Origin of the sequence: Rhizobium sp. P32RR-XVIII (assembly GCF_012641395.1) — a bacterium.
Lineage (GTDB): Bacteria > Pseudomonadota > Alphaproteobacteria > Rhizobiales > Rhizobiaceae > Rhizobium.
Window position 1 is genome coordinate 19596 of the sequence record NZ_JABAIH010000006.1, and the last position, 25235, is coordinate 44830.

Consider the following 25235-nt stretch of genomic DNA (forward strand, 5'->3'; position numbering starts at 1 on the left):
GCCAAAATAGGCCCTCATGGCCCGGAGCGGTACTGCTCCGGGCCTCTTCCGGACAGACCACCTCGACGGTAACGCCAGACCATGTACAGTCGCAACCGATTGCAGGAGATATTGCCGAAACTGGTGCTCGCGCCAAGTTTCCTCATCGTCCTGATCTTCGTCTATGGCTTCATCGCCTATACCGGCTTTCTGTCGCTGACCGACAGCAAGATGCTGCCGTCCTACAATCTCGTGGGCCTCATCAACTACCAGAGGCTCTGGGCGTTGCCGCACTGGTGGCTCGCGATCAGCAATCTCGCGATCTTCGCTTCGCTCTACATCATCATCTGCTCGGTGCTTGGGTTGTTCCTTGCGATCCTGCTTGATCAGAAGATCCGCGGGGAAGGATTGATCCGGCCGATCTATCTCTATCCGATGGCGATCTCTTTCATCGTCACCGGGACGGCATGGAAATGGTTCCTGGATCCCGGTATCGGCCTTGAGAACACGATGCATCTCTGGGGCTGGGAAAGCTTCTCCTTCAACTGGATCAAGGATCGCAATTACGCCATCTACTGCGTGGTGATCGCGGCGGTGTGGCAGTCGTCCGGCTTCGTCATGGCGATGTTTCTCGCCGGCCTTCGCGGTGTCGACAACGAGATGATCAAGGCAGCCCAGGTTGACGGCGCCTCGACCGTGACGATCTACCGGAGGATCATCATTCCGCTGATGCGGCCCGTGTTTCTTTCGGCCTTCGTCGTGCTCGCGCATCTGGCGATCAAGGCCTATGACTTGATCATCGCGCTGACCGGCGGGGGGCCGGGGCAGGCGACGGAGCTTCCCGCGACCTTCATGTATTCCTATACTTTCACTCGCAATTCGATGGGCATCGGCGCATCGTCGGCGATTATCATGCTGGCCATGATCTTCTCGATCATCATTCCCTATCTCTATTCGGAAATCCGCGGAGGCAGCAGCCGATGAGCACGCCAAACCCGCAGAACGTGATGTCGCATAACCGGCTGACCCGGGCTTTAATCTATGCGGCGCTGATCTTCTTCGTCGTCTATTTCCTGCTGCCGCTTTATGTGATGGTGGTCAATTCCTTCAAGCCGCTGGATGAAATCCGGCAGGGCGGCATGCTGAACCTGCCGCAGGTCTGGACCATCGAGCCGTGGATATCTGCCTGGTCGACGGCGCAGGTCGGCGTGCAGCCGACGGGGCTCAGGCCCTTCTTCATCAACTCGATCCTCATGGTCATCCCAGCGGTGGCGATCTCGACGATCATGGGCGCACTGAACGGCTATGTGCTGACGAAATGGCGCTTCCCGGGTTCGAACATCTTCTTCGGGATGCTGCTGCTCTCCTGCTTCATTCCGTTCCAGATCGTGCTCATCCCGATGGCCCGCATCCTTGGCATACTTGGTTTGGCCGGGTCGATCTGGGGTCTGATCATGGTGCACGTGATATACGGCCTTGGCTTCACAACGCTTTATTTCCGCAACTACTATGAAGCGTTCCCGACCGAACTCGTGCGCGCGGCGCAGATCGACGGCGCCACCTTCTTCCAGATTTTCCGGCGCATCCTGCTGCCGTCGTCGGCGCCTATCATTGTGGTGTCCGTCATCTGGCAGTTCACCAATATCTGGAACGACTTCCTGTTCGGCGCGTCGTTTTCCGGGCCCTATTCGACGCCGATGACGGTGGCTCTCAACAATCTCGTGTCGTCATCCACCGGCGTCAAGGAATACAATGTTCACTTCGCGGGCGCGATCCTCGCCGCCCTGCCGACACTCGTCGTCTACATCGTCTCCGGCCGCTATTTCGTGCGCGGCCTGATGTCGGGCGCAGTCAAGGGATAGCCTCATGTCGTTTCTCAAGATCTCCAACCTGCGCAAATCCTACGGCTCTATCGAGATCCTGAAGGACATCAATATCGAAATCGAAAAGGGCGGCTTCCTGGTGCTGGTCGGCCCGTCCGGTTGCGGCAAGTCCACGCTGCTGAACGCAATCGCTGGCCTAGAACCGATCACGTCCGGCGACATTGCGATCAACGGCCGCTCGGTTGAGGGGCTCGCACCATCGCAGCGCGACATCGCGATGGTGTTCCAGTCCTACGCGCTCTACCCGAACATGACGGTTGCCGGGAATATCGCCTTCGGCATGGAAATCCGCAAAGTGCCGAAGGAAGAGCGCGAAAGGGCCATCAAGGAAGTGGCCGACATGCTGCAGATCGGTCATCTGCTCGACCGCAAGCCAAGCCAGCTTTCCGGCGGCCAGCGACAGCGCGTTGCAATGGGGCGCGCGCTGGTGCGCCACCCGCAGGTCTTCCTCTTTGACGAGCCGCTGTCCAACCTCGACGCGAAGCTGCGCGTCGACATGCGCACCGAGATCAAGCGGCTGCACCAGCGCATGAAGACGACAATCGTCTATGTCACGCACGATCAGATCGAGGCGATGACGCTCGCGACGAAGATCGCCGTGCTGAAGGATGGCGTGCTGCAGCAATTCGGCACGCCAGCCGAGATCTACAACAGGCCGGCCAATATTTTCGTGGCTGACTTCATGGGATCGCCAGCCATGAATCTCCTGAACGCGACACTGGAAAGTTCCGACACCGGGGGGCTGCAGGTCTCGCTCGACCGGCCGAACGCCGCGGCGCTGAAGCTGCCGGTCCCTGCCGGCAACAACAGCCTGACCTCCTATGCCGGCAAGAAGGTCATCTTCGGCATTCGCCCGGAAGCCCTGACCGATCCCGATGGCGCAGACCGCAAGGCGAAGTCGCTGGCGGAGGGCGATTGCCCGATCGAGGTCGTCGAACCGGCGGGCTCGGACACTTTTGCGGTGACGAAGCTCGGCGGCAAGTCGGTCGTAGCGCGGCTGCGTGCCGATGCCGGCATTCAGCCGGGGCAGAGCACGCGCCTTGCCTTCAATCTCGACAAGGCGGTTTTCTTCGATCCGGAAAGCCAGCTCCGGATCGCGTGACGTCGAGGGCCTAGAAAGGCTCTATCAGACGGCCGTTACATGCAAGGTGACTGGTGAGAAACGGGAGGTGATTGCCTCGACCGTGATGCTGCCCGTAAGCCCGGTCGCCTCCAGCCAGAAGCCGGCCGTACCGCCCTGCAACGGAACGATGGAACGACCGACGATCCTGGCAGGACCGTCGACGTGCAGCGCGACGTTGTCGTGCAGGAAGGGCAGCCGCTGGCCGTACTGATCCAAGGCTCGGATGACCACCCGCGTCGTGTCGCGTTCGCGCGCTTTCAACGAGGTGCTATCGGCCACCACTTCGAGCGTCATCGGCAGCGGATCGGCGGCAAGCCGCAGCCTGGCGACTGGCTGGCCATCGATATACCCCGTGAATTCACCGTCGAGCCACTCAAGGCCCCATGTGCCAAGTTCATCCGCGGTAAAATGGCGATGGTCCAGCACCACGGGCGGATGCGGCAGGTGCGGATAGTTTTCGCGATCCGGGCCAATGCGCTTTATAAGCGAGCCGTATTTCAATTCGACTTCATCGCAGTTGGTAAGGATGATCAGTGGCAGAACTCCACCGATATTGCGTTCCCCGCGCGCCCAGAAGGTTACGGGTTTCATGATGATCTCGTCGGACGGATCGCACTGGCTGGAATAGACGTAGGCTGCGAATTTCGGCTCGCGGAACATGTCGAGCACGCCGTGATAGCAAATGCGGTCGCCGGAGCCGAAGTCCTTGTGGGTATTGTAGTCGAACATACACCAGCCGATTGCGCCTGAAATGTCCGGGTCGCCATAGGCGGCGTTCAGCACTTCGAGGTGCCGCCGGACGTGCTCGACCTGACGCGCCTCCTGATCGTAGATCTTGGTCGGGTGCATGTGGCCGTTGAACTCGGTGATGAGGTACGGCACTTTGCGATCGAGACCGGTATTTTCCTGCTGCCTGCGAAGCGCAGTGCGCGGTCGATTGGCGCCGGGTAATTCCTCGTTGCCGAGGATGAAGTCGTTCATCGTGTAAACGTCTTCGAGCAGCTCGCTGTCCGTGAGGTAGCGGACGCCGCCGGTCTGGCGTGTCGGGTCAAGTTCGCGGGCAAGACGGTTGGTTTCGGTATAGAAGTCGTGACTGTCCAGCGACTCGTTGATGCGCACGCCCCAGATGACGATCGAAGGATGGTTCCAGTCGCGTTCGATCATGCGGCGAACGTTCTCAATCGATTCCTTTTGCCATTCGAGATCGCCGATGTGCTGCCAGCCGTGGATTTCTTCGAAGACCAGCAAACCGATGCGATCGCACTGATCCAGGAACCATTTCGACTGCGGGTAGTGCGAGGTGCGGACGATATTGCACTTCAGCACCGACTTCATGATGTCGGCGTCGCGCTCCTGCGCCGAGCGTCCGGCGGCATAGCCGACATAGGGAAATGACTGATGGCGGTTCAGGCCACGCAGCTTCAGCGGTGCACCGTTGAGCAGAAAGCCCTCCGGCGTGAACTCGGCGGTGCGGAATCCGAAATGCGAAGACAGCCTGTCCGAGCCATGGCTGGTTTTCAGGTCAACGACGATTTCGTAAAGAGTGGGGCTGGAGATATCCCAGAGCAGAATGTCCGTCAGGTCTTCGAAGGAAAGCGTCACATCTTCGCCCGTCGTATCGGCGGTTGCGGTCGCAATCACGGTGCCGGAGCTATCCTTCAACGAACCGGTGACGGTGCCGATAAAGCCGGAACTCTGCGGATTGGCGAGATGGCAGCGGACGCTGACTGATTTGGCGTCGGAAAGTACGTTTGCGGTTTCGATCTTGATGTTGCTGATCGAAACCGCGCCGGTGACTTTGAGCCAGGCGTCGCGATAGATGCCGGCATAGGTGAGGTAATCGATGCGGCCGCCAAAGGGCGGGATAGCCGGATTCTCGCTGCCGTCGATCTTCACAGTGATCAGATTGTCGCCTGGGAGGAGCTTGCCGGTGAGGCGGGCCTCGAATGGCGTGTAACCGTCCTTGTGAGCAACGATCTGTTCGCCGTTCAGATAGACCACGCTGTCGGCCATCGCGCCGTCGAAGACGATCGATACCTCGCGTCCTTCGAATTCTGGAAGCCAGCGCAAGATCTTCTGATAGGTAAAAGCGCGCTGATAAAGCGTCTCGTCAAAATAGTTGAAGGGCAGCTCGACGGCAGTGTGCGGCAGGCTAACGCTCCTCGTGCCGTCGAAGGCATCGAGCAGCCGCTGGCCGAAACCCTCGTGGAAACTCCATGATTCATTGAACGAGACGACGGACCGCATCCCGGACTCCTCTCAAGCATGTCTATTGGTTCGGCCGGCAAAGCCGCTTACGGATATTGCGCGCCATTCGTCGTGGTATAGATCGAGTAGAGCGACTGCGTCGCCGTGATGAAGAGGCGGTTCTTCTTCTGGCCGCCGAAGACGACGTTGGAGACGGTCTGCGGCACTTTGATTTTGCCGAGCAACGTGCCATCCGGCGCAAAGCAATGGACGCCGTCGGCGGCACTGCTCCAGAGATTGCCGTCGGTGTCGAAGCGAAAGCCGTCCGGTATGCCGTTGTCGATCGAGCAGAAATAGCGGCTGTTGGTCAGTCTCCTGCCGTCGACAACGTCGAAGACACGGATATGACGCGGCACGTCATGCGCGGCAGAGCCGGAGTCGGCGATGTAAAGCTGTTTTTCGTCAGGCGAGAAAGCAAGGCCGTTCGGCTGGATGAAATCGGTAACCACCGCTTCGACTTTTCCGCTGTGCGGATCGATGCGGTAGACATTGCGTGTATCCTGTTCCTGCTCTGCCTTGTGCCCCTCATAGTCCGACTTTATTCCGTAGCTCGGGTCCGTGAACCAGATCGAGCCGTCGGACTTCACGACGACGTCGTTCGGCGAGTTGAGGCGCTTGCCCTGGTAGCTGTCGGCGAGCACGGTGATCTTGCCGTCGGGCTCCGTACGCGTGACGCGGCGGCCGCCGTGTTCACAAGAGATGAGACGGCCCTGGCGATCGCGGGTGTTGCCGTTGGCGTAGTTCGATGGCGAGCGAAAAACCGAAACGCCGCCATCTGGCATCCAGCGCAGCATCCGCTCGTTGGGGATATCGCTCCAGATCAGGCAATTGAGATCGGAGAACCAGACAGGGCCTTCCGCCCAGCGGCAGCCCGTATAAAGCTCCTCCAGCCTCGCGCTGCCTGCAATCAGGTTTCTGAAACGGTCATCACGGATGTCATAGAGCGTATCTTCCGACACTGCTTGGCTCCTCCCTAACCATTGAGTATTTCGTAAACAGAAACGGCAACGGGTTCCAGAGCCCGGCGTGTCAAATCCGCCGGGCGCCTGTGATTTTTCAGAGAGGTGTTGCAGGATGGGGCGAGCCGTCATATGCGCCCCAGATCGACTGGTCGAAACAGATGACAGAACCGGTCATCAGGCCGGATTCTGCCGAGGAGAGGTAGGCGCAGGCGCGGGCGACCTCTTCGGGGTCGACGAGGCGGCCGAATGGCTGAGTTTCTGCCGCCTTGGCCAACCAGTCGTCGGGCGCGTTGTGGTATTCCCTCTGGATGCGGTCCTCGCCTTCCGACGCCATCCAGCCGATGTTGAGGCCATTGACGCGGATTCGGTTGCGCAGCAGCGCGTAAGCCGTGTTTTTCGTCAGTGTTTCCAGCGCACCCTTCGATGCGCAATAAGCGGCGATGAAGGGCTGGCCGGCCTTGGCGGACATCGACCCTATGTTGACGATGGTGCCTTCGATCTTCTCGCGGCGCATGATCTTGACGGCTTCCTGCATCAGAAAGAACGGCGCGCGGACATTGATCGCGAACATCCGGTCGAAAAGCTCCGGGCTGGTGTCGAGGATTGTGCCGCGATCGGTGATGGCTGCGGCGTTGACCAGGGCATCGACCCGGCCGAAGGTATCGTCACAGGCGCGCACCACATTCTGCGCGTCTTCGACCTTCTCAAGATCCGCCTTGACGTAGACGACCTTGGTTCCGGTCTTTGAGGAGATCTCCTCGGCCTTCGCCTTGCCCTTCTGTTCGTTGCGGCCGCAGATGACGATGCCTTTCGCGCCGCGCTCGGCAAAAAGGCGGGCGATGGTGGCGCCAAGCCCCTGCGTGCCGCCGGTGATGATTGCGATCTTGCCGTCGAGGCGGCTGTGGTCCGTGGTCATCAGATTCCTCCCTCATTGATGCATGGTGATGATATGCGAATTGCCCCTCTGGGGGCGAGGCCCTTAATGTTGCCGACCACCAAAGTCTTCCTTGAGCCGCGAAATGGAGCTACAGCTTCGATTGAAGCGAAAGTGAAGGCCATGGATAAGAGCGATATCGGCACGATTGCAGCCTGGCTCACGGAACAGGGCCTGAAAGGAACCTCGGAATCCGAGCTGCTGTCCGGATTCTGTGTTGCGTGCCGGGCAGCGGGCTTGCCGCTGGACCGCGGGATGGCGCTTATGGACACGCTGCATCCGGTGCACGAGGGACGCGCCTTTCGCTGGGATAGCGAGTCGGAAATCGAGAGCGAATTCGAATATGGTCCGAGCGGCGAAGGCGAGGCGCTCTCTACTTGGCAGCGCTCGGCTTTCTATTATCTATGGTCGGGGAATGAAAACGAAGTCCGCCGCCGCATCGGCTTCGGCGATCCCATCGATTTCAATATGCTCGACAAGCTGCTCGAAGCAGGCCACACGGATTACGTGGCGCTCGTCCATCGTTTCGCCAAGGAAGGCACGATCGGCGAGATGGACTGCTTCTTCTCGCATTTCGCTACCAAGCATCCGGAAGGCTTTTCCGACCGGGATCTGAGCATTCTCCGAAAGCTCGTGCCCATTCTGGGGCTCGCAATCAAATGCATAGCCCTCGGCAGGATCGCGCGGACGATTGCGGAGGTTTACCTCGGCAAGGATGCTGCGCGGCAGGTGATGGAAGGCAAGATCAGCCGGGGCAAGTCCGAGCGGATTTCGGCGGCACTCTGGTTCTCCGATCTTCTGAATTACACCAAGATATCGGACAACGCGCCACCCGAAGAAATCCTGCCATTCCTTAACGAATATGGCGAAGCAGTGATTTCAGCGATCCATGAGGCAGGTGGCGATGTACTGAAACTTATCGGCGATGGCGTGCTTGCGATCTTCAAGGCGGAGGAGCCATCCGACGCCTGCAACGCGGCGCTGCGCGCAGAAAGATCGTTGCGGGAAAAGCTCGCGACGCTCAATGCTGCACGCATTGTGGACGGCCGCCCGACAACAGACGTCTATCTCGGCCTCCATATCGGCGATGTGTTCTACGGCAATATCGGTAGCCAGGAGCGGCTTGATTTCACGGTTATTGGTCCAGCGGTCAACGAGGTCAGCCGGATTGCTTCAGTCTGCCGGTCGGTCGATCTCAACGTGCTGATGTCATCGGATTTTGCCGCGGCTATTCCGGATGCCGAGCGCGCCGGCATTGCCTGCATTGGCCGCTACGCGCTTCGCGGCGTCAAGCGGGCGCAGCAGCTCTATACGCTCGAGACTGCGCAACTGGGTGGTTCAGGCTAACGAAGCAGCCCCTGGCCGCCATCTATCCAGATCGGTGTACCGGTGATGTGGCGCGAGCGGTCGGTGGCAAAAAACAGGATGGCTTCGGCGACGTCCTCGCTTTGCCCCGCTTCTCCCCCCGTAATCGGAATCTCGCCTTCCGGCCAGACGACCGGGATTTCCGTTTCCCCTCGGCGGCGGCTCCTGGTGTTCTCATCGATATTCGTGTCGATGGCGCCCGGGCAGACCGCATTGACGCGGATCCCGTGCTTGCCGAGTTCCAGCGCAAGCTGCTGCACCATAGCGACCTGACCGGCCTTCGTGACCGTATAGGCGGTTGCTCCCGGAGTCGTGAAGGTACGCGTACCATTGATCGAGGAGACGACGATGATCGAGCCGCCGCCATTCGACTTCATGTGCGGGACGGTGAGATGGAGCGTCAGGTAGGTTCCCCGCAGGTTGACGTTGATCGTCTTGTCCCACTCCTCCGGCTTCAGGTCGTCGATCGGCGCCCAAACACCGTTGATGCCGGCATTGGCTACGACGATGTCGATGCGGCTGAATTTGGTGACGAGCTTTTCGATTGCGTGACGCATCTGGGCTTCATCGCTGGTGTCGGCAGTCAGCGGAATCGACTCGCCGCCTGCGGAATGGATTTCGGCGCAGGTTTCCTCGACTTCGCTGCCGGTGCGGCTCAAAACGCCCACCTTGGCGCCTTCCGCGGCCAGCCTGAGGGCCGTCGCCTTTCCGATGCCGGAACCGGCGCCGGTGACCAATGCAATCTTTCCCTGAAGTTCCATATGCCAATCCTCGTTGCTTTCGCGCTAGGTAATGTTCGAACGCGGTGCTTGGTTCCAGTGGAGCAACCGGCGGTGCGGCTTGTTGATTTTGCGATTGCGAAGGAGCAGATTTCAGCCACGAGCTCTTGTGCTATACGGACTTTCGCTCTCGGGGATGATGAGATCGCAATCATGAGACCGACGTTCACATTGATGCTGCTGGCAATCATCGGCAGTGGCGCCTACTTGGCGCTCGCCATTCTGGGCTGGGGTGGTTTTGCAGCATTTTTTTCCCATCCGCCGTTGGTCGCGCTGACCGTTGTCCTCTTCGCGCTCACCATCGCCGCACTTTTCAGCAGCGGAAACCTGAGTGCCGGCGTAAGGGAAGACCGCTCCAACCGCTGGGTGCTGACGGCCTTCGCGGTAATTGGCGTCTTGATCGCTTATCTGCCGGCTTATATGGACCGGATCGATGTCTGGACGATCGACGGCGCTGTCATCCGCTGGATCGGCGTTATCCTCTTTGCAGTGGGTGGGGCGTTGCGGCTTTGGCCGGTATTCACGCTCGGGCGCCGGTTCAGCGGTCTCGTTGCCATTCAGCCCGACCACAAGCTCGTGACGGACGGGGTATTCCGCATCATCCGCAACCCCAGCTATCTCGGCCTGCTGGTCAGCACCCTCGGTTGGGCTCTGGCGTTTCGCTCGGTTATCGGAATTGGCCTTACAGCATTGATGCTCGTGCCGCTGATTGCACGCATTCGAGCAGAGGAAGCGCTTCTCGAATCGCAATTCGGTGAAGAATATGCTGCCTACCGCCAGCGAACCTGGCGGTTGATACCGGGTCTCTACTGACCGCAGAGAGCATTCGGGCCGCATCGAGCCGGCGCTCGGTGCGATGCGGTGCCAATGAGCCTGAGCGGCGCGCCTAAAGCCTCACCAGATTGCGATAGATCGCCCATTTTTCCGGTCCATGCACGGCGGCAAGCAGGAGCCCGGCGAAGAAGGTAAAGTGGTCGATGAAGAAGCCGAATTCTGCCTGATTGTTCGCCCAGCGCGAGGGGCCATGAAAGGCGAAGGCCAGGAAGATCACGTAGATGCCGGCAAGCAGGCTTGCTTCCGTAAAAAAGGCGCCGGTTATCAAGGCGAGCGCCAGGGCCAGTTCGAAGAAGGCTGCGACCCAGGCGAGAAAACCCGCCATCGGAAAGCCAGCGGAGGCAATGTAGGTTGCGGTTGCGCCCATGTCGGCAAACTTGAAGCCTGCCGCCATGAAGAAGACGAAGCTGAAGATGATGCGCGCGACGATCACTGCAAGTGCTCTGGTCATTTGAAATCTCCCCTTGTGAGCTTTCACTATGACGGATACCGCGCGCTGCTTCCTACACCTGCAAGAAAAAAGGGCGGCTCGATGCGCCCCCCTTGAACGAAGCTCAGATTTTTATGCGACCGTCGCCTTCCGAGGATAGAGCCTTATATTGCCGCTCGGGGAGGCTTCAGCCTTCTTGCGGCAGGAAGCGGCCAGGGCCGTTTTCGAGGACAGTCGATCAAACAGGAGGACGGCATGCAGATCAATCGTACAGGTTCGGCCCAGTGGTCCGGTGGTCTCAAGGATGGCAAGGGACGGATATCGACACAGAGCGGCGCACTAAAGGAATATCCCTATGGCTTTGCGAGCCGCTTCGAAGGCGTTCAGGGCACCAACCCGGAAGAACTGATCGGCGCGGCCCACGCCGGCTGCTTCACCATGGCGCTGTCGTTGATCCTCAGCGAGGCGGGGCTTACGGCCGAGAGAATGGAGACAACAGCGAGGGTGACGCTTGAAAGCGTCGAAAATGGCTTTGCGATCACGGCGATCCATCTTTCGCTGACAGGCAATGTTCCCGGCGCCGATCAAGAGAAATTCACGGAACTCGCCAATAAGGCCAAGGCCGGATGCCCTGTCTCCAAGGCGCTTTCCGCCGTGCCGATCACGCTTGAGGTCAAACTGGGCTGATTTCCCTTATTTTCTGGCTTTCAATGCCGCGTGCCTCGGGCCGCGGCATTTTTTATGTGCCCGAATAATATTGACAGCTGACATATGATGTTTTACGACTGACGAAATTCAAAAATCGTCAGTCGTAAGTAAGGCCTTTGAAACGCATGGATGAGTTGGCAGACAGCACTCTGGAGAAAAGCCGCCAGGAGAATGTGACCCGCATTCTCGATGCGGCTGATCGGCTTTTCCGTCACTATGGCTACAGCAAGACGACGGTTGCCGATGTGGCGCGCGACCTCGGCATGTCGCCGGCCAATATCTATCGCTTTTTTGCTTCGAAGGTTGAGATCCATCAGGCAATCTGCGGCCGCATGCTCGAGACGAGTTACAAGATGGCCTTCGACATCCGCCATCTGCCCGAAAGCGCTTCTGAACGGCTGCGCCGCTACGTGCGTGGCCAGTATCAGATGACGCTCGATACCATGCTCGACCAAGAGAAGGTGCACGAGATGGTCATCGTCGCCATCGAGCGCGACTGGCACGTTATCGAAACGCACATCGACAGCATTCACGACCTTATTGCGGAGATCATCCGCGAGGGCATCGAGGCCGGCGAATTCGCCGAGCAGGACCCAGTCGTCGCATCCCGCTGCTTCGGGGCTGCGACGGTCAATCTCTGCCATCCGCAGATGGTGGCGCAATGTCTCGCCAAAACCAACCGGGCAACGGTGGACGAACTGATCGAATTTTCGATCAGGGCTTTGAAACAGTCTGACCGTTAGACAGTCAGGAATCACACGAAACGATCAGGAGTGGGAAGATGGTTTCGCTTAAGACACGCAGGCTGCCGTCTGTTTTCAGCATAGCGCTTGTCGGCGCGATCACTTTCGGCCTTGCCGGGTGCAGTGGCGAAGAGAAGAAGGCCGAAACGAAGGAAATCATCCGCCCCGTCAAGGTCGTGGAGATTGCCAAGGCTGGCGAAACACGTGCGCTTTACTATTCCGGTGCCGTAAAGGCGCGCGTTGAAATGAACCTCGGCTTCCGCGTCGGCGGTAAGATCACCGAGCGCCTCGTCGATATCGGTGAGCATGTGAAGCCGGGCGATATGCTGGCGCGCATCGATGCCACGGACTATCAGCTCGCGGCAAAGACAGCGGAAGCGAATCTGGCGGCGGCCGAAAAAGGTGTGCAGACGGCAGACCTTGCCAACAAACGTGCCGCGCAGCTCTTCGATAAGAGCGTTGCCTCCAAATCGCAGCTCGAACAGGCGGCGCTTTCCTACGACCAGGCTGTCTCGACGCGCGATGCCGCGGTCTCCTCGCTCGATCAGGCGAAGAACCAGGTGAGTTACACCGAACTGAAGGCCGACCAGAACGGCATTGTGACCGCAATCAATGCGGACTCGGGTCAGGTCGTGGCTTCCGGTACCCCGGTCGTAACCGTTGCCATCGATGGCGAGAAGGAGGTCCAGATCGCGGTGCCGGAAAACGATATCGCCGAATTCAAGCCCGGCAAGATCGTGAAGGCAACCTTTTGGTCAGATAGTAAGCTCGTACTGGACGGGAAGGTGCGCGAAGTTTCAGGCAGCGCGGATCAGCAGTCCCGGACCTTTTCCGTCCGTGTCAGCCTCCCCAGCGATCCGCGTGTCCTGCTGGGTATGACGGCGACGATCGAGGCGAACGTCACGAATTCCAATCCTTATGTAGCGGTTCCTTTGGGTGCCCTTGCGGACAAGGACGGGAAGAAGTTCGTCTGGGTCGTCGACCGCGGCGCGTCGACCGTCCACGCCCGCGAAATCGATGTTGCCGATTTCACCGGCGACGGCGTCAACATCACGAGCGGCCTGGAGGCCGGTGATCTCGTCGTTGCCGCGGGCACGCAGTTCATGACCGAGAACCTGAAGGTCATGGTGCCGGGTCAGCAGTCGGCTTCCGCCGAGCCCGCCGCCGCAATTCAGTAGATGCTGTCTCGGAGAGGGACCACCGCCATGGACGCCAACACCACTGAAAAGCGCCCCTTCAACCTGTCGCGCTGGGCGATCGGCCATCCGAGCATTGCGCGCTTCCTCTTCGGGTTGATCATCATCACCGGCGTGCTCGGGCTGATGCGCATGGGCCAGAAGGAAGACCCGGACTTCACATTCCGCGTCATGGTCGTGCAGGCCTTGTGGCCGGGCGCTTCCATCCAGGACATGGAGGACCAGGTCACCAACAAGATCGAGCGCAAGCTGCAGGAAACGCCGCATCTCGACTGGGTCAAGTCCTATACGCGCGCCGGCAGCACGATCATCACCGTGCAGGTAAAGGGCGACACGGATGCGGCTGAAGTGGCCGACGCCTTCTATCAGGTGCGCAAGAAGGTCGACGATATTTCCGGAGACCTGCCGCAGGGGCTGCGCGGTCCCTATTTCAACGACGAATTCGGCGATACCTTCATCACGCTGCACTCGATCAGCGGCGACGGCTACACCTATCCGGAGCTGAAGAAGTTCGCGATTCAGGCGCGTGATATGCTGCTGACGACGCCGGGCGTCGAAAAGGCCGTGATCATCGGCGACCAGCCTGAGAAGATCTATATCGACGTCTCATCCAAGGCGCTCGCCGAGCGCGGCCTGACGATCGTCGATCTGCAGAATGCCATCAAGGGGCAGAATGCCGTCGATCCTGCGGGCTCCGTCGATACCGGCGTGCGCTCCGTGCGCATTTCCGTCGAAGGCAACCTGCACAAGGTCGAAGACATCCGCGAACTGCGCCTGCGCTCAGGCAACCAGGTGACGCGCCTCGGCGATATCGCCACCGTCTATTCCGGTCTCGAAGACCCCTACCAGCGCAAATACCGCTTCAACGGACATGAAAGCGTGCAGGTCGGCGTCGTCATGGCCAAGGGCTTCAAGGTCACCGATGTCGGCAAGGATGTCGAGGCGACCTACCAGCGCTTCGAGGGATCGCTGCCCTACGGCGTTTCCGTCGACCAGATCTCCAACCAGCCCGACGTCGTGACCGATGCCATCAGCGAGTTCATGCATGCGCTCGGCGAAGCTTTGGTGATCGTGCTCATCGTGTCGTTCCTGTCGATCGGCTGGCGCTCGGGCCTCGTCATCGCCATTGCCATTCCGCTGGTGCTGGCTGCAACCTTCGCCATCATGTACGAGCTCGGCATCGATCTGCAGCGCATCTCGCTCGGGGCGCTCATCATCGCGCTTGGCCTGCTCGTCGACGACGCGATGATCGTCGTCGAGCTGATGGAACGAAAACTCGAAGAGGGGCTCGTCAAGATCGAGGCGGCGAGCTTCGCTTATTCCTCGACGGCCTTCCCGATGCTGACGGGTACGCTGATCACCACCGCAGGCTTCATCCCGGTCGGTTTTGCGGAATCGACGGCCGGCGAATATGTGCGCACGCTGTTCTACGTCGTCGGTATCGCGCTCGTCGTCTCCTGGTTCGTCGCCGTCTATTTCACGCCGTGGCTCGGCTACATGATCCTGAAGCAGCGCCATCATGCCGGCGAGCATCACGACGTATTCGACACGCGCTTCTATCGCGGCCTGCGCAGCACGGTCGGCTGGGCGGTGCGCCACCGCATCATCGTGATTGCGCTGACGCTCGGCACCTTCGTTGCAAGCCTCTGGAGCTTCCAGTTCATTCCGCAGAACTTCTTCCCGCAGTCCTCGCGGCCAGAAATCCTTGTCGATCTCTGGCTGCCGGAAGGTGCGAGCATCAAGGACGTCGAGACGCAGGCCAAGGCGCTCGAAGCCAAGATGATGGACGACAAGGACAAGAAGTTCATCGCCACCTATATCGGCGAGGGCGCGCCGCGCTTCTTCCTGCCGCTCGACCAGCAACTCCGCAATCCGAACTACGCCCAGCTTCTCATCATGGCCAATGACGAGCCGGCGCGCGAGCGGCTGATCATCAAGCTGCGTACGATCCTTACGGAAGATTTCCCGTCGATCCGCGGCAAGGTTGACCGCCTGTTCCTCGGCCCGCCGACGGGCTGGCCGGTGCAGATGCGCGTCATGGGTCCGGACCGAGCGGAAGTGCGCAAGATCGCCGATCAGGTGAAGGAGCGCTTCACGCAGAACCCGTTGCTCGGCGCTGTCCATGACGACTGGCTGGAGCAGGTGCCGGCGATGAAGCTGGTGATCGACCAGGATCGTGCCCGCGCACTCGGCGTCACCTCGCAGCGCGTCCGCCAGATGCTGCAGACCGCCATGTCCGGCGCGCCGCTCGACGATTTCCGCGACGGCGAGGAGACGGTCTCGATCGTCGCCCGCGAGCCGGAGGCGAACCGTGCACTGCTGTCGGCCGTCAACTCGGTCTATGTGCCGACGGATTTCGGCGGCTTCGTGCCGGTCTCGCAGATCGCCAAGGTCGTGCCGGTCATGGAGCAGGGCATTGAATGGCGGCGCGACCGCCTCCCCACCATCTCCGTGCGTGCGACGCTGCCGGACGGCGTGCAGTCGAACGACGTCGTGACGAAGATGTATGCCGATATGCAGGATCTGCGGAACAGCCTGCCGGCCGGCTACAAGATCGAAATCCAGGGCGGGGCCGAGGATTCGGCCGAAAGCCAGGCTTCGATCGCCGCCAAGGCGCCGATCATGCTCGTCGTCATCATGGTGCTGCTGATGGCCCAGCTCCAGCATTTCGGCAAGGCGATGCTGGTCTTTGCCACCGGTCCGCTCGGTATCATCGGCGCGGCCTCGGCGCTGCTGATCAGCGGCGCACCCTTCGGCTTCGTGGCGATCCTCGGCGTCATTGCGCTGCTCGGTATCATCATCCGCAACTCGATCATCCTCGTCGACCAGATCGACCAGGACATCAAGGCGGGCATGCACCGGCAGGAGGCGATCGTGGGCGCGGCGGTGCGCCGTTTCCGGCCGATCATGCTGACGGCACTGACGGCGGTTCTCGCCCTTATCCCGATCTCGCGCGGCGTTTTCTGGGGGCCGCTCGCCTACGCGATGATGGGCGGCATTCTCGTCGCAACAGTGCTGACCATTCTCGTGCTGCCCGCAGGCTACGCGTTGTTCTTCGGGCGTGAGCCGAAGGCGAAACATGCAAAGGGCGAATATGCCAATGCCAACCAGGAAGAGGCGGATGTCCATCATCCGCCGGCGTTGGCAGCCGAGTGAAAGTGGCGCGGTGCAAACCGCGCCATTTTCATTTCCAGTCAGCCCATCGGGTTCGGAAGGTAACCAGTGAAGCCGGCGATCCTCCATCGGCCGTCATGCTTGCGGCAGCGATCGCGTTCGCCGTCGGCGCGCAGGATGCTGCCGTCGAATTTCTTGCGCACCAGCGCCACATCGCCATTGATCTCGATGTCTTCCAGGGTCGTTGCGGTGAAGATTGCGGTTCGCGGATCTTCGGCAAACGTCTGCCTCTGGAAATCCTGCGCCTGACGCAGCCACTCGTCCCGGTAGGCTGCAAGCGTCGGAAAATTGAGGCGCCAATGATCCGGATTGGCCTCCCTGCGGCCATCGATGCCGATGAAGCCTTCCTCGATGAAATCGTCATCCACCTTGCTCCAATCGGCGGCGAGGAAAGCATCGATATCGCGGTGCACGAGCATTTCCCAGATCGAGTGCCGAGCCTCGTCCGAGGCGGGGAAGGGGTTCTTGAATGGGTCTCTCATGGCAGATCGGATCTCGTTGAAACCGCGGGATGTGGCCCCGTCGAGGCCGAAAAGTCAATCGGCGGGAAGACTTCCGGCGGCAATCCGGGCTATGTATTTCAGCAGGTGATTTAGGGAGGGAAGATGACCGCCGATTATCGTCTCGAAGCAAGCTGGACCCCGATGGCGGGCTCCTTCGGAAGCTTCACCTTCACGCTTTTCAACCTTTCCAGCGGAACGCTTTCAGGCTTCTCGCTGGTCTATACGTCGATGACGCGCGTGGCGGATCAGCACGCGGCCGAAGGCGCCACGCTGAAGCGGCGCGTGGCGAATTTCCACGAATTCGCACCGCCTGAGGGGCTGAGCATCGCGCCCGGCCAAAGCTGGCAGTTTTCGGTCGAAGGCCTCACTCACGCGCCAAAGCACGCCACGGCCGGTATCATGTCCGCCTACCTTACTCTCGGCGATGGCCGGCACGTGCCCGTCAGCTTTGGCGACCTGATGATGGAGGGCGCAGACCTCGGCGAGCTTTCGGAGCTTTTGCCGAAGGGCGAGGTGACGGAGCCTTATTCGCTGCTGCCCTGGCCGCTGTCGCTATCGTTGCGGCCGGACGGAGTGCCGCCCGTCGCGCTTTACCCGGCAGCGGGGTCGGGTGTGGAGGATATCAGGGCCGTGGCGAACGTGCTGGCGCTCTATCAGCGGCTATTCCCGACGGATAACGTGCCCTTCACACTGCAGCCGGCTCAGAGTGGCCGGCCGATCCGCTTCAAGGCGGAATCCTCGATCATGCCCTCGGCCTACGAGCTGCGCTTTACGGCCGATGAGATTATTCTGGCGAGCGATGATGCGGTGGGGCGGTTCTACGGGCTTGTCAGCGTTGCGCAACTGCTGCACGGTGCGCGGCGACAGCCTGATGTTTTCAACTTTCCCGCCTTCGGCGACATTGCCGACCAGCCTCGCTACGACTGGCGCGGCTGCCACCTCGATGTCTCCCGCCAGTTCTATCCGGTCGCGGATGTCGAACGGCTGATCGACATCCTCGCCTGGAACAAGCTCAACATCTTCCACTGGCATTTGACTGACGACGAAGCCTGGCGGCTGGAGATCAAGGCCTATCCCGAGCTCACGGAGATCGGCGCAAGGCGGGGGCCCGATGAAGTTCTGGTGCCGCAGCTCGGCGACGGCGCTGAACCGCGTTCGGGTTATTATACCCAGGACGATGTCCGCCGGATCGTTGCTCATGCCGGCGCGCTTCACGTCGAAGTCGTGCCGGAGATCGATATTCCCGGGCACAGCACGGCGGCGCTCTTTGCCCTGCCGCAGCTTGTCGACGGGCAGGAGGCGCCGGACGGCTACCGCTCGGTGCAGGGCTATCCCAACAATGCGCTGAATCCGGCGATCGACTTCACCTACGAATTCCTCGGCAAGGTGTTCGACGAGATGCGGGGGCTCTTTCCATCCGATTACATCCATATCGGTGGCGACGAGGTCGCGCATGATTCCTGGCTTGCCTCGCCGCTCTGCAAGGCGCTGATGGAGCGGGAAAAGCTCGCGGGCACGGCCGAGCTGCAGTCCTATTTCCTACGACGGATCAAGGACATGCTTTCGGAGCGCGGCAAGAAGCTCGCCGGTTGGAATGAGGTCTCGCATGGCGGCGGCGTCGAGCGTGAGGGCACATTGCTGATGGCCTGGGAAAAGGCTGAGGCCGGCATCGAACTGGCGGGCGAGGGCTACGACGTGGTCATGACGCCGGCACAGGCCTACTATCTCGACATGGCGCAGTCGGAAGCCTGGGGTGAGCCGGGCGCAAGCTGGGGCGGCTTCACGCCGCCGGAAAAGACCTATGCTTACGAGGCCGAGGGCGAATTGCCCGAGGAATTGAGAGACCGGGTGCGCGGTATCCAAGCCTGTATCTGGGGCGAGAATTTCGTCTCCCGGGCCTATTTCAACCGGCTGGTCTTTCCGCGGCTTCCTGCAGTCGCGGAAGCGGCTTGGACGCCTTGCCTGCGCAAGGACTGGCAGCGCTTTGCCGCGATCGTCAGGATGTGGCCGAAGCTTTAGAGCGCCTTCAACCCCAACAGTGCCGCGCCAATCAATCCCGGCTCGATGCGGCATTCGCTGCGCACCACCAGCGGGCGGTCAAATTTGCGCAGGATGCGGCTCCTCACGGCCCTGTCGAGTTCGGCAAGTAGTGGCTCGACATTCGACAGCCCGCCGCCGACCGGCACGATCGTCGCGCCGGTGATATTGACCGTCAGCGCCAAGGGCGAGGCGACGAGATCGGTATAGACGCCGATCGTGCGTATCGCCTTTTCTTCACCTCGTTGCCATTGCGCGATGATTTCCTCGCTGGAGAATTCGAGGTCGTGCAGCGTCTTATGCAGACGCTCGAGGCCGCGCGCGCCACCGACGGTATCGACGCATCCCTTCTGGCCGCAGCCGCAGGGATAGGCGGGGATTTTCGCGGGCGGCGTTCCGGCTTCGGAAGCGAGGATTGGTCCGTGGCCCCACTCGCCGGCAAAGCCGCCGGAAGCATTGACGAGCCTGCCGTCCGAAACAAGGCCGCCTCCCACGCCGGTGCCAAGGATTGCGCCGAAAACGATACGGTGGCCGCGGCCGGCGCCGAGTTCGGCTTCCGCCATGGCGAAGCAATCGGCGTCGTTGGCGATCAGCACCGGAAAGCCGAGTTCGGCCTCAAGATCGGCGGCGAGGTTGCGGTCATGAATGCAGGGAATGTTGGCGCAGGTCAGCCGCTGCGTATCGGGATCGACGACGCCGGCGATCGAGAAGGCAAGGCGAAGGGGCGTTTCGCCGGTCTCGTTAATGAAGCTGCGGATCGTCTCGACGAATGCGGCGAAATCATCTTTTGGCGTCGGGCGGCGGCCTAGCGGAACGATGTCTGTTTCCGAGCGGGCAATGCCGCCTTTGATTGCCGAACCGCCGATGTCGAATGAGATGATCATGCTGCCTGCCGCCTCCAAGTTTTCGCGTGTGCTCGCACCCTTGGCGCAGATTTGCAAGCCTTATGCCGGCAAGCTCACCCGCGCCTCGAAGCCCGATGTCTCGCCGCTTGCCGGCGATAAAAGTTCCAGTGTGCCGCCCATCTGGGAAACGATGCGGTCGGAGATCGCAAGACCCAGGCCTGATCCCAATGCGCCGGTTGAACCGCGCCGGAAGCGCTTCTTGAGGACGGCAAGATCAACTTCCTCGATAGCAGCGCCGCCGTTGACGATCCTGATGGTCCCGACCTCATCGAGGCTGATCCTGACGGGCAGGTCCTGATCGCCGTGCAGAAGTGCGTTTTCGATTAGATTGCGCATCACGATGCCGAAAGCATCCATATCGGCACTGCGGAGAAGCGTTGCCCCGATGGTGGCCGTATAGCTGAGCCGCCCGTTGGTGCGGCTATCGCGCTGGTAGTCGCCAACGATCATTTCGAGCACCTGGCGAAGGTCCGTGACAGTGTCGCTTGCGCCGATACCTGCTTCGGCTCGCGAAAGCTGCAGCAGCTTTTCGGCCAGGCGGCCGAGATTGACGAGCGAGTTTTCGATCTGCCGCGCGCGCGTCCTGGCAGCGTTGTCCGGCAGTTCTTCGGCCAGGCGCTCTACCTGCGCCAGCGCACCGGCAATCGGCGTACGGAGTTCATGAGCGCTGTTGGCGCTAAATTCCCGCTCCGCTTCGAGCGCAGAGCGGAGGCGGCCGAGAAGCAGGTTGACGGAGCGAGCAATCGGTTTGATTTCCTTCGGCAACCTGCCTTCGTCGACCGCCGCCATATTGCCGCTGTCCTTGGTGGCGATCTCGCGGCGCAGGACTTCGATCGGCTTCAACGCCCGGCCCACAATGAACCAGATCGCAAAAATGCTCGCCGGGATCAGCACAATCAGCGGCAGTAGCAGCGTGACGGCGCTTTCGCGCACCGCCTCGCGACGATTGGCGAAACGATCCGCAACCTGCATGAAGAGCGTGCCGTCGGCCGTCGCTTCGGTATAGATCCGCTGGCGATCGTTGTCGTGAAAGCCGCGCGCGAGCGGTGCATCGAAAGGCTTCGGCGAGGCATCGTGCGAACGGAGAACGACATTCCCGTCCCTGTCACGCACCTGATAGGTCAGATATTCACGGCTGGTGGCAGTGTTGAGGGTTGGGACGCTGGGGAAATCGGCCTGGTCGCGCTGGTTGAGGTCATCGACGATAAGGGCCAGAAGACGCTCGGTTGCCTCCCGCTGGGCGCTGTCGAAAAGCTCGTCGACTTCTCCCTGAATCACCCCAATGCCGAGCCCGATCGCGACGAGCCAGAAGACGACCACGACGCCCGTGAGCGCCAGAATGAGCGGAGCGACGATGCTGGGTTCGCGTTTCATGCTTCCGCCAGGGTGTAGCCGATGCCGCGGGCGGTCTTGATCCTGTCCCGGCCAATCTTCTTGCGCAGCCGGCTGACGTAGACTTCGACCGTATTGCTTTCGATCTCCGAGCCGAAGGCGTAAAGCGCTTCCTCGATCCGGTCCTTCGGTACGATCGCGCCGGGGCGAGCGGTGAGTAGATCGAGAACTGCCCATTCGCGGCTCGTCAGCACGACCACCTCGCCGGCGACGGCAAGCTTGTGTTGCGGCCGGTCGATCTCGATATCGGCAATACGGATGACCGGCCGCGGATTGGCGCTGTAGCGACGGGCGACGGCCATGATGCGCGCCTCCAATTCTCCGAGATTGAACGGTTTGACGAGATAGTCGTCGGCGCCGGCGTTCAGTCCTTCGATGCGGTCGGAGATCTGGTCGCGCGCGGTGAGGATAATCACGGGTGTCGTCGTGCCCTTGGCGCGCAGCCTTCTCAGAAAGTCGATGCCTGTGCCGTCTGGAAGCTGGAGATCGAGTAAGATGAGACCATAATCGACGGAGGCTGCAGCGGCCTGTGCGTCGCCGATCTTTCGCATCCAGTCGATCGCGTGCCCGGACGCGCCGACATGATCGCGTACCGCTTCTCCGATCATCCAGTCGTCTTCAATCAGCAGAATTCGCACGCGGTTTCTCCTGAGAAAAGCTCTAGCGCCGCCTGCACTCGAGGGTCAAGCGAGGCATGGGGGCGAAAAATGTTAATGCGATGGCTGCGATCAGGAGTCGCCATAGCCATGATGGCGGCGTATTCCACGAGGAGGATTCAAACTTGGATGATACATGCCGGAACTCGGCAAGCCGGAAACTATGACAATCGAAGGAATAAGAAACTTTCGCAGGCGGTTTGCCAGGAAACCGCGCCTCGGGGCGCCGCGGCTTTCGGCCATCCTGCGGCAGCTTGCAGGCGACAAAAACCGCCAGCGTATTTCGATCGGCGATTTCTTCGAGGTGATGGGTGACCGCGCGACCGGCGCCCTCATGCTGATCCTGGCATTGCCGAATCTTGTGCCTACGCCGCCAGGAACATCTGCGATCCTTGGCGCACCGCTGCTCTTGCTCGCCGCGCAGCTGACATTCGGCCTCAGGCCGTGGTTGCCGAAGGTGATTGCCCGGCGGTCGATGAAGCGCGAGGATTTCGAGGGCGTGGTTGCACGCATCCACCGCTGGGTTGTGTTTGCCGAGAGGATGCTGAATCCGCGGCTTTCATTTCTTGTGGAACCGCCGGCCGAATATTTCGCAGGCTTTATCTGTCTCCTGCTTGCGATCGTGCTCACGCTGCCGATCCCGCTCGGCAATATCCTGCCGGCCTTTTCCATCTGCCTGTTTGCCTTCGCCATATTGGGGAGGGACGGCCTGTTTTCATTGTTCGGTATGACAACGGCCGTCGTTTCGCTGATCATCGTCAGCGGTGTGACCTACGGACTCGTCAAGGCTGGCATCTTCTTCGTCACGAACTTGTTTGCATGAACAGATTTTCGCGCAAAGGGCATGGCATTTTCTCAACGCACTCGACATCTGCCCAATTTTGTTCTGATCTAGCGTAAACAGACACAACGAATTACTCGTCCGGCATAAAGCCGGATCATTTTTTACGGTAGAACTCGATGGCAAAACGAACAGAGACGCCGGGACGGCTGGACGATGCGGCGCGCGCTGGCTGGCTTTACTATGTCGCTGGCCGTACGCAGGATGAGATTGCCTCTACCATGGGGATCTCGCGGCAGTCTGCCCAGCGCCTGGTGTCGCTTGCCGTTGCCGAAAGGCTCATCAAGGTGCGGCTCGATCATCCGATCGCCGCCTGTCTGGAACTCGGCTACGAGCTGCGTGAGAAATTCGACCTCAAGCATGTGGAGATCGTGCCGAGTGATCCCGGGGCTTCGTCGACCACCGTCGGCATCGCAGAAGCAGCGGCAGCCGAGATCGAGCGCTGGCTGAGACGGCCCGATCCGATCGTGCTCGCCATCGGGACCGGCCGCACGCTGAAGGCAGCCGTCGATCAGCTCCCGACCATCGAATGCCCCAACCATCGAATCGTATCGCTGACGGGCAATATCACGCCGGATGGTTCGGCTGCTTATTACAACGTCATCTTCAGCATGGCGGATGCGGTGAAGGCCCGGCATTTTCCAATGCCGCTGCCGGTGCTCGCGTCTTCGGCCGAGGAGCGCGAGTTGCTCCACGGTCAGCAACTGGTGCGCTCGACCCTGAAAATCAGCGCCCAGGCGGACGTCACCTTCGTTGGTATCGGCGAACTCGGCACGGATGGTCCGCTTTGCGTCGACGGCTTCCTCGCGAAGGACGAGATGATCGAGCTGATGCGCGAAGGAGCAGTCGGCGAGATCTGCGGCTGGATCTTCGACGGAAATGGCAAACTGCTTGACAATCCGATCAACGAACGCGTCGCGTCCGCGCCCATTCCTTCGCGTGAGACGTCGACCGTCATCGGAATTGCCAAAGGCAAGCGGAAGTTCCAGGCGATAAGAGCAGCAGTCGTCGGGCGTCAAGTCAACGCCCTGATCACTGATGAAGAAGCCGCCGAGTTTTTGCTCAACGCCTGAGCAAAAATTATTTCACTTTTGAATCAACGCCCTGCGCTTTTCGTTAGCGATCGCAGCAACGATTCCCAATTGACATTTGACGTCCTCTGGTGAGTAATTGCTCATGGGCAAAGCGAATGCTCACACTCATCTTCTGGGAGGAAGATATGACATTGAGAACATTACTGCTGGGCGCCTGCTCAGCTCTGGCGTTTGCGGGGATTGCTTCGGCCGAAACGCTGACGATCGCGACCGTTAACAACGGCGACATGATCCGGATGCAGAAGCTGACGGACGACTTCAAGAAAAAGAATCCCGATATTGATCTCGAGTGGGTAACCCTCGAAGAAAACGTCCTGCGCCAGAAGGTTACGACCGACATCGCGACCAAGGGCGGTCAGTATGACGTGCTAACGATCGGCACCTACGAAGTTCCGATCTGGGCAAAGCAGGGCTGGCTCCTGCCGCTCGACAATCTCGGCGCGAGCTATGACGTGGACGACCTGCTGCCGGCAATCCGCAGCGGCATCAGCCAGGATGGCAAGCTCTATGCGGCTCCGTTCTATGGCGAAAGCTCCATGGTCATGTACCGCAAGGATCTCTTCGACGCCGCCGGCTTGAAGATGCCCGACGCGCCGACCTGGGACTTCATCGCGGACGCTGCGAAGAAGATCACCGACAAGGATAAGGAAATTTACGGCATCTGCCTGCGCGGCAAGGCCGGGTGGGGTGAAAACATGGCCTTCCTGACGGCTATGTCGAATTCCTTCGGCGCACGCTGGTTCGATGAGCAGTGGAAGCCGCAGTTCGACCAGCCCGAGTGGAAGGACGCGCTGAATTTCTACGTCAACCTGATGAAGGAAGCCGGCCCTCCGGGTGCTTCTTCGAACGGCTTCAACGAAAACCTGGCGCTCTTCCAGACCGGCAAGTGCGGCATGTGGATCGATGCAACCGTTGCAGCCTCCTTCGTCAGCAACCCGAAGGAATCCAAGGTGGCTGACAAGGTCGGCTTCGCACTGGCTCCGGACAAGGGCCTCGGCAAGCGCGGCAACTGGCTCTGGGCCTGGAACCTCGCCATCCCGGCAGGCTCGCAGAAGTCTGAAGCTGCAGAGAAGTTCATCGCTTGGGCAACCAGCAAGGACTACACGAACCTCGTCGCCGAAAAGGATGGTTGGCTGAACGCACCTCCCGGCACGCGCACCTCGCTTTACAGCAATCCGGAATACCAGAAGGCTGCTCCGTTCGCGAAGATGACGCTCGACAGCATCAACTCCGCGGATCCGACCAAGCCGACCGTCAAGCCGGTACCTTATGTAGGCGTCCAGTTCGTGGCGATCCCGGAATTCCAGGGCATCGGCACGGCCGTCGGCCAGCAGTTCTCGGCTGCTCTTGCCGGCCAGGTGTCCGTCGACCAGGCCCTGCAGAGCGCCCAGCAGCTGGCGACCCGCGAAATGACCAAGGCTGGTTATATCAAATAATAACCTCCTGAGAC

22 protein-coding genes are annotated in these 25235 nt (G+C 60.4%); 13 read left to right on the forward strand and 9 right to left on the reverse strand.

Annotation, left to right across the window (positions count from 1 at the left end):
- Positions 1–81 precede the first annotated feature (81 nt).
- From HGP14_RS18410 to HGP14_RS18420, 3 genes are read left to right on the forward strand one after another with little or no spacing between them, the layout of a single operon-like run.
- Positions 82–963, forward strand: coding sequence for a carbohydrate ABC transporter permease (locus tag HGP14_RS18410; protein ID WP_168831333.1), 882 nt, complete (start codon positions 82–84; stop codon positions 961–963).
- Positions 960–1841 carry a carbohydrate ABC transporter permease gene (locus HGP14_RS18415; protein WP_168831334.1) on the forward strand — a complete coding sequence of 294 codons (882 nt, stop codon included), beginning with the start codon at positions 960–962 and terminating at the stop codon, positions 1839–1841. The genes HGP14_RS18410 and HGP14_RS18415 overlap by 4 nt, the downstream gene beginning before the upstream one ends.
- 4 nt (positions 1842–1845) lie before the next feature.
- Complete coding sequence (locus HGP14_RS18420; RefSeq protein WP_168831335.1) at positions 1846–2964, forward strand: ABC transporter ATP-binding protein; 1119 nt, start codon at positions 1846–1848, stop codon at positions 2962–2964.
- Between the two features lie 24 nt (positions 2965–2988).
- Here HGP14_RS18420 and HGP14_RS18425 read toward each other — a convergent pair whose 3' ends face one another.
- The 3 genes from HGP14_RS18425 to HGP14_RS18435 form a co-directional block, all read right to left on the reverse strand.
- Positions 2989–5232: a glycoside hydrolase family 2 protein gene (locus HGP14_RS18425; RefSeq protein WP_168831336.1), complete on the reverse strand. Its 2244-nt coding sequence runs from the start codon at positions 5230–5232 to the stop codon at positions 2989–2991.
- A gap of 47 nt (positions 5233–5279) precedes the next feature.
- Complete coding sequence (locus HGP14_RS18430; RefSeq protein ID WP_168831337.1) at positions 5280–6191, reverse strand: SMP-30/gluconolactonase/LRE family protein; 912 nt, start codon at positions 6189–6191, stop codon at positions 5280–5282.
- A gap of 97 nt (positions 6192–6288) precedes the next feature.
- The gene (locus tag HGP14_RS18435) at positions 6289–7110 is read right to left on the reverse strand and encodes an SDR family oxidoreductase (RefSeq protein WP_168831338.1); all 822 of its coding nucleotides are present in this window, start codon (positions 7108–7110) and stop codon (positions 6289–6291) included.
- 141 nt (positions 7111–7251) lie between these two features.
- Between HGP14_RS18435 and HGP14_RS18440 the strand changes: the two genes are divergently transcribed.
- The gene (locus tag HGP14_RS18440; RefSeq protein WP_168831339.1) at positions 7252–8475 is read left to right on the forward strand and encodes an adenylate/guanylate cyclase domain-containing protein; all 1224 of its coding nucleotides are present in this window, start codon (positions 7252–7254) and stop codon (positions 8473–8475) included.
- Here the strand turns inward: HGP14_RS18440 and HGP14_RS18445 are convergent.
- On the reverse strand, positions 8472–9254 hold the full coding sequence (locus tag HGP14_RS18445) for an SDR family oxidoreductase (RefSeq protein ID WP_168831340.1): 783 nt from the start codon (positions 9252–9254) through the stop codon (positions 8472–8474). The genes HGP14_RS18440 and HGP14_RS18445 overlap by 4 nt on opposite strands.
- A gap of 171 nt (positions 9255–9425) precedes the next feature.
- Here HGP14_RS18445 and HGP14_RS18450 point away from each other — a divergent pair, with 171 nt between their 5' ends.
- A complete protein-coding gene (locus tag HGP14_RS18450) occupies positions 9426–10085 on the forward strand; it encodes an isoprenylcysteine carboxylmethyltransferase family protein (RefSeq protein ID WP_168831341.1) in 660 nt (219 codons plus the stop codon).
- Positions 10086–10158: 73 nt separating this feature from the next.
- Here HGP14_RS18450 and HGP14_RS18455 read toward each other — a convergent pair whose 3' ends face one another.
- Positions 10159–10557 carry a DoxX family protein gene (locus HGP14_RS18455; RefSeq protein WP_168831342.1) on the reverse strand — a complete coding sequence of 133 codons (399 nt, stop codon included), beginning with the start codon at positions 10555–10557 and terminating at the stop codon, positions 10159–10161.
- Between the two features lie 234 nt (positions 10558–10791).
- Here HGP14_RS18455 and HGP14_RS18460 point away from each other — a divergent pair, with 234 nt between their 5' ends.
- The 4 genes from HGP14_RS18460 to HGP14_RS18475 all read left to right on the forward strand — a co-directional run bounded on the left by HGP14_RS18460 (position 10792) and on the right by HGP14_RS18475 (position 16339).
- On the forward strand, positions 10792–11223 hold the full coding sequence (locus HGP14_RS18460; protein WP_168831343.1) for an OsmC family protein: 432 nt from the start codon (positions 10792–10794) through the stop codon (positions 11221–11223).
- A 146-nt stretch (positions 11224–11369) separates the two neighbouring features.
- On the forward strand, positions 11370–11987 hold the full coding sequence (locus HGP14_RS18465; RefSeq protein WP_168831344.1) for a TetR family transcriptional regulator: 618 nt from the start codon (positions 11370–11372) through the stop codon (positions 11985–11987).
- 38 nt (positions 11988–12025) lie between these two features.
- Complete coding sequence (locus HGP14_RS18470) at positions 12026–13165, forward strand: efflux RND transporter periplasmic adaptor subunit (RefSeq protein ID WP_168831345.1); 1140 nt, start codon at positions 12026–12028, stop codon at positions 13163–13165.
- Positions 13166–13192: 27 nt separating this feature from the next.
- Positions 13193–16339 carry an efflux RND transporter permease subunit gene (locus tag HGP14_RS18475; protein ID WP_168831346.1) on the forward strand — a complete coding sequence of 1049 codons (3147 nt, stop codon included), beginning with the start codon at positions 13193–13195 and terminating at the stop codon, positions 16337–16339.
- Positions 16340–16377: 38 nt separating this feature from the next.
- Here the strand turns inward: HGP14_RS18475 and HGP14_RS18480 are convergent, their stop codons facing one another.
- Positions 16378–16839 (reverse strand): hypothetical protein, encoded by a 462-nt coding sequence (locus tag HGP14_RS18480; RefSeq protein ID WP_168831347.1) that lies wholly within the window; start codon positions 16837–16839, stop codon positions 16378–16380.
- 123 nt (positions 16840–16962) lie between these two features.
- On the opposite strand from HGP14_RS18480, the gene HGP14_RS18485 reads away from it, so the two are divergent.
- On the forward strand, positions 16963–18879 hold the full coding sequence (locus tag HGP14_RS18485) for a beta-N-acetylhexosaminidase (RefSeq protein WP_168831348.1): 1917 nt from the start codon (positions 16963–16965) through the stop codon (positions 18877–18879).
- Here the strand turns inward: HGP14_RS18485 and HGP14_RS18490 are convergent.
- Genes HGP14_RS18490 through HGP14_RS18500 form a run of 3 tightly spaced genes read right to left on the reverse strand, consistent with a single transcriptional unit; the run spans position 18876 to position 21832 of the window.
- Positions 18876–19781: an ROK family protein gene (locus HGP14_RS18490; RefSeq protein WP_168831349.1), complete on the reverse strand. Its 906-nt coding sequence runs from the start codon at positions 19779–19781 to the stop codon at positions 18876–18878. The two genes, HGP14_RS18485 and HGP14_RS18490, sit on opposite strands and share 4 nt — an antisense overlap.
- A gap of 60 nt (positions 19782–19841) precedes the next feature.
- Complete coding sequence (locus HGP14_RS18495) at positions 19842–21176, reverse strand: ATP-binding protein (protein WP_168831350.1); 1335 nt, start codon at positions 21174–21176, stop codon at positions 19842–19844.
- Complete coding sequence (locus HGP14_RS18500; RefSeq protein ID WP_168831351.1) at positions 21173–21832, reverse strand: response regulator transcription factor; 660 nt, start codon at positions 21830–21832, stop codon at positions 21173–21175. Before HGP14_RS18500 ends, HGP14_RS18495 begins: the two co-directional genes overlap by 4 nt.
- 262 nt (positions 21833–22094) lie before the next feature.
- Between HGP14_RS18500 and HGP14_RS18505 the strand changes: the two genes are divergently transcribed.
- From HGP14_RS18505 to HGP14_RS18515, 3 genes are all read left to right on the forward strand, one after another.
- Positions 22095–22673: an exopolysaccharide biosynthesis protein gene (locus HGP14_RS18505; protein ID WP_246704514.1), complete on the forward strand. Its 579-nt coding sequence runs from the start codon at positions 22095–22097 to the stop codon at positions 22671–22673.
- Between the two features lie 137 nt (positions 22674–22810).
- Entirely contained in the window at positions 22811–23764 is a 954-nt protein-coding gene (locus HGP14_RS18510; protein ID WP_168831352.1) for a sugar-binding transcriptional regulator, read from the forward strand.
- A gap of 146 nt (positions 23765–23910) precedes the next feature.
- On the forward strand, positions 23911–25221 hold the full coding sequence (locus tag HGP14_RS18515; RefSeq protein WP_168831353.1) for an ABC transporter substrate-binding protein: 1311 nt from the start codon (positions 23911–23913) through the stop codon (positions 25219–25221).
- The last annotated feature ends 14 nt before the right edge of the window (positions 25222–25235 follow it).